At 66.1% G+C, this 4,417-nt stretch carries 4 protein-coding genes; 3 read left to right on the top strand and 1 reads right to left on the bottom strand.

Going from position 1 to position 4,417, the window contains the following annotated elements:
• Window positions 1-739, top strand: a 739-nt coding sequence (locus tag VFT73_RS10135) for a P1 family peptidase (protein ID WP_326410569.1), incomplete at its 5' end; no start/stop codon positions are given.
• A 39-nt stretch (window positions 740-778) separates the two neighbouring features.
• Window positions 779-1,840, top strand: a complete 1,062-nt coding sequence (locus VFT73_RS10130) for an MBL fold metallo-hydrolase (protein WP_326410567.1) — start codon at window positions 779-781, stop codon at window positions 1,838-1,840.
• Here the strand turns inward: VFT73_RS10130 and VFT73_RS10125 are convergent.
• On the bottom strand, window positions 1,837-3,321 hold the full coding sequence (locus VFT73_RS10125) for an amidohydrolase family protein (protein ID WP_326410565.1): 1,485 nt from the start codon (window positions 3,319-3,321) through the stop codon (window positions 1,837-1,839). The two genes, VFT73_RS10130 and VFT73_RS10125, sit on opposite strands and share 4 nt — an antisense overlap.
• A 232-nt stretch (window positions 3,322-3,553) precedes the next feature.
• Between VFT73_RS10125 and VFT73_RS10120 the strand changes: the two genes are divergently transcribed.
• Complete coding sequence (locus VFT73_RS10120; protein ID WP_326410563.1) at window positions 3,554-4,342, top strand: nucleotidyltransferase; 789 nt, start codon at window positions 3,554-3,556, stop codon at window positions 4,340-4,342.
• Window positions 4,343-4,417 lie beyond the last annotated feature (75 nt).

Below are 4,417 nucleotides of genomic sequence, written 5' to 3'. Positions count from 1 at the left end.
GAAGCAGCCGGGAAACGAGCAGGTGCGCTCGGTCAACGCGGTGGTCGGCGAGACCAACGACGGCACGCTCAACGACATTCGCGCGCGGCGGGTCAGGCCCGCGGACGCCGTCGCGGCGATCGAGCAGGCGCGCGACGGGCCGGTGCAGGAAGGCGCGGTCGGCGCGGGCACGGGCACAATCGCCTTCAGCTGGAAGGGCGGGATCGGCACCAGCTCGCGCAAGCTTCCGGCGAGCCTCGGAGGCTGGACTGTCGGCGTCCTGGTGCAGACCAATTACGGCGGCGTGCTGCAGGTCGCCGGCGTGCCGGTCGGGCAGGCGCTCGGCCAATATATGCTGAAGGACGAGCTATCCAAGACGAGCGGCGACGGCTCGTGCATCGTCGTCGTGGCGACCGACGCGCCGCTCAGCGACCGCAATCTCAAGCGGCTCGCGCATCGCGGGCTTCTGGGGATCGCCCGGACCGGTTCGCCGATGACCAACGGCTCGGGCGAATATGCGATCGCTTTTTCGACCAACCTCGACGTTCGCCGCACTCCGGAGCGGCGTGCAAAGCCGAGCCCGATCATCGACATGCCGAACGACCAGATGTCCCCGCTGTTCGAGGCCGCGGTCGAAGCGGCGGAAGAAGCCGCGATCAATTCGATGTTCGCGGCAACCCCGATGGACGGCAACGGCCGCCACATCGACGCGCTGCCGGTCGACGAGGTGGTAAAGCTCTACAAGCGCGCGCGCCGATAGACGTTGTTGCGCTCGCGGCCCGGCAGTAAAATGGCGCGCATGTGGGGGCAGGCCGTCAGCCGTTGCGCACTTGCGTTCGCCGCACTCAGCGCCGCTTCTGCGCTGACAGCTGCGCCAGCGGCGACGACCGCGCGCACGCAAATCCTGTTTCTCGGCACGGCCGGCGGACCGCCCCTGCGGTTCGACCGCTCGGAGCCGTCCACGCTGCTGATCGTCAACGGCCGCGAATATCTGATCGATTGCGGCATCGGCACCGCGCGCCGCCTGATCGAGGCGGGAGTCGAGTCGAGCCGGATCAAGACCATATTCTTCACCCACCTTCACGCCGACCATGACATGGGCCTCGCCGACGTCATGGCGAACGATTTCTTCGACGGCGGCGGAACCGGCGCGGCGGGCCCCTTCGAGATATACGGACCGCCGCAGACGAAGGAGCTCGTCGATGCGGCGTTCCACTTCGTCTCGGTCGGATTCCGGCCGTTCGCCGCGGCGCCTCCCACAGCCTACCGGATGCGCGGCGGCAGCTTCCTCAGTCCTTTCGTGACGCATGAAATCGACCATGGCGGCCTCGTCTTCGAGGACGGCAATATCCGGGTCACCGCGGCGGAGAATTCCCATTATGCGATGATCCCGGCCCTCGCGCGCCCGCGCTTCAAGACTTACTCCTATCGCGTCGAAACGCCGGACGGCGTGATCGTCTTCAGCGGCGACACCGGCCCAAGCGGCTCCATCGGCGAAATTGCGAAAGGCGCGGACGTGCTGATCACAGAAGCTTCATACCGCGATTCCGAGGATCTCGATCAGTCGATCGGCGCCCGGGCCGCGCGGAACCATTGGTCGCCGGTGATGACGAAGCGCTTCCGCGATCATTTCGTCAACGAACATCTCGACACACTGCAAATCGGGCAGATTGCGGCGACAGCCGGCGTCAAGGCCGTGATTCTTTATCATTATGATCCTGCCGACGATGCTGACCGGGCGGCGTACGTCAGCGGCGTGAAAAAGAATTTCGCGGGTCCGGTGTTCGCGCCCAGCGATCTCGACCGATATTGCCTCAGCTCAGGAGCCGTCGCGGCCTGCGGTAGCGCGCGCCGCCGCTAGTATTCGCCGTAGCGGCCCCGCACCGACTCCAGCAGCTTGGCGCTGTCGTAGCCGACGCCGTCCTTGAACACGGTCTCGACCTTCTCGACGTCGTTTATGTCGGCGGCAGGGTTGCCGCGGATGACGACCAAATCGGCGTTCTTGCCCGCTGCGATCGAGCCGATGCGGTCGGCCAAGCCGAGATAGGTCGCGCCGTTGAGGGTGGCGATGCGGATCGCCTCGAGCGGACTGAAGCCGGCTTCGACCAGCAGCTCGAGCTCGCGCTGGTCGCCGAAGCCGGGGATTACCCCGCCGTTGCCGGTCGGGTCGGGCCCTGCGAGCAGCAGTCCGTCCGCGGCGACGAACTGCCGCTCGAGCCCGAGATCGTTCTTGTAGGCCTCGGCGAATTTCTGCCCGCGCGGAGTCGCCCCGCGGGTCGCCGCGAGGTTACGCAGGTAGAGGTAGGATTCCTTCGCTTCGGGCGTCAGCACCGCCATCGCCTTCGGATTGAGGGGCTCGTGCAAAGCGAGGCTCTGGGCGAACACGGGAAGCGTGGACGTGACCGCGACATGGCGGTCGACCAGCAGCTTGATCAGCGCATTCGCTTCCGGACTGCCCGGCGTCATCGCCAGCAGCGTCGGAGTGCCGCCCGAGTCCGGGCAGACATCGGGCTTCTTTCCCGGATCGAGCTGCGTGTTGACGAAGAAGCCGTGCTCGAGATCGTCGATGCCGAGCGCCGCCGCCTCGGGATAGGTCACCGAGCACAGGTGGCCCGTGATCTTGAGGTGCCGGCGGTGCGCCTCCTCGATCGCGGCTTTGAGCTCCGCGCGAGTGATGTTCATGTAGGCCTTGAAGGAGGTGACGCCCTGGTCGGCCCAGAAGGCGACGGTCCGCCGCGCGTCGTCCGCATTGCGCAGCTGGTGCATCTGGATGAACGGGCTGTCCGGCCCTTCCAGATAGGGCCCGGTCACGTCCATGTGCGGACCGACCAGCCGGCCTGCGTCAATTTCGGATTTCACGTTGAGGTCGGCGTATGGCTCGACGCTGCCGGTCGTGCGCATCGTGGTGACGCCGTTGGCGAGATAGAGCCGCGGCGCGCTGAAGGTCATTTGCGGGACCACCAGTGGATCGTCCGAATGGCCGGAGGCGTCGAGGTTCGGCCGCGCGATGTAGAACATGTGGTTGTGCATCCCGACGATGCCGGGGATCACGCTCGCGCCGGTGAGGTCGATGGTGCGATAGCCCGCGGGAATCGCCGCGGACGCCGGCTGCACCGCCGCGATCTTTGCACCATCGATGAGGATCGTCCGGTCTTCCATTGCGGCCGCGCCGGTGCCGTCGATCACCCGCACATGAGTCAGCGCCGTTCGCCCCGCCGGCACGCTGACGAACGCCTGCACCTCGGCGCCGAGCTTCAGCGGCGGAGGCGCGAGCACCGGTGCGGCCGGAAGTGGCGACGCCAGGACGAATGCGGCCACGGCCGCGAGCAGGCGAAGTTTCATGCGCTCTCCTCCAATGAAGAGAGCTAACACGCGCAACTGCGATCGCGAAGACGGATGAAAGAAGGCCCGTCCTGCGTGCGCGGGACGGGCCTTCCCGGGTTATCCGAGGGGAACTCGGATGCGCGCATTTTACGCGAGCCACGGGCGCCGCGACATTTATCGATAGTTAGGGCGATGGCGGGTCGCGCCGGCGGCACGGAACCGCCCTTCCCGCCTCCCGTTGAGGCGGCGCATGGAAGCCGATGTCGAACCCAGGCCCGCCAAGTCGCTGCTCCAGCCGTCGCCGGAGGCCGAGGCCTTCTATTCCGAAGTGCTGAGCCTGATGGCCAAGTCCGGAATCCCGTTCCTCGTCTCGGGCACCTATGCGCTCGCGAGCTACACCGGCATCGACCGCCCCACCAAGGATGTCGACGTGTTCGCCAAGGCGGGCGACGCGCTGAAGATGCTCCATTACATCAAGGAGCACGGCTTCGACGTCGAGATCGTCGACGAGCGCTGGCTCTACCGCGTGACGCGCGGCGAGCTGTTCGTCGACATCATCACCAACATGCCGACGGTGACCACGCACGTCACCGACGACTGGTTCGTCGGTGCGCCAGAGAGCAAGCTGTTCGGAGCGACGGTCAAGCTGGTCCCGCCGACGCAGTTCATCTGGTCCAAGATCTTCGTCCAGGACCACCACCGCTACGACATGGCCGACGTCGCGCACATGATCCTGAAGCGCCACGATGCGATCGACTGGCGCCAGCTTCTCAGCCACATGGAGCTTTACTGGGAGGTGCTGCTGATCGCGCTTTTGAACTTCCGCTTCGTCTATCCGAGCGAACGCCACTGCGTGCCGCGATGGCTGATGGAGGAGCTGCTGGAGCGGCTTCGCGACCAGACAGAGGTGAAGGGCCCGGGCAAACGCGTGTGCCGCGGCCGGATTTTCTCGCCGCGCGACTATGCCGTGGATGTCGACGAATGGGGCTTCTCCGACGCGGTCGGCAATCTCGAAGAGCAATATGCCACCGCAGAATGACGGCAAGCTGCGGGTGGCCGCGATCGGCGATCTCCATGTGATGGAGGACAGCGTCGCGCCCTATCGCGAGCTGTT

It is taken from the genome of Sphingomonas sp. (genome assembly GCF_035758555.1).
Classification (GTDB): Bacteria; Pseudomonadota; Alphaproteobacteria; order Sphingomonadales; family Sphingomonadaceae; genus Sphingomonas_B.
This window is presented reverse-complemented; position numbering and strand designations above follow the sequence as displayed.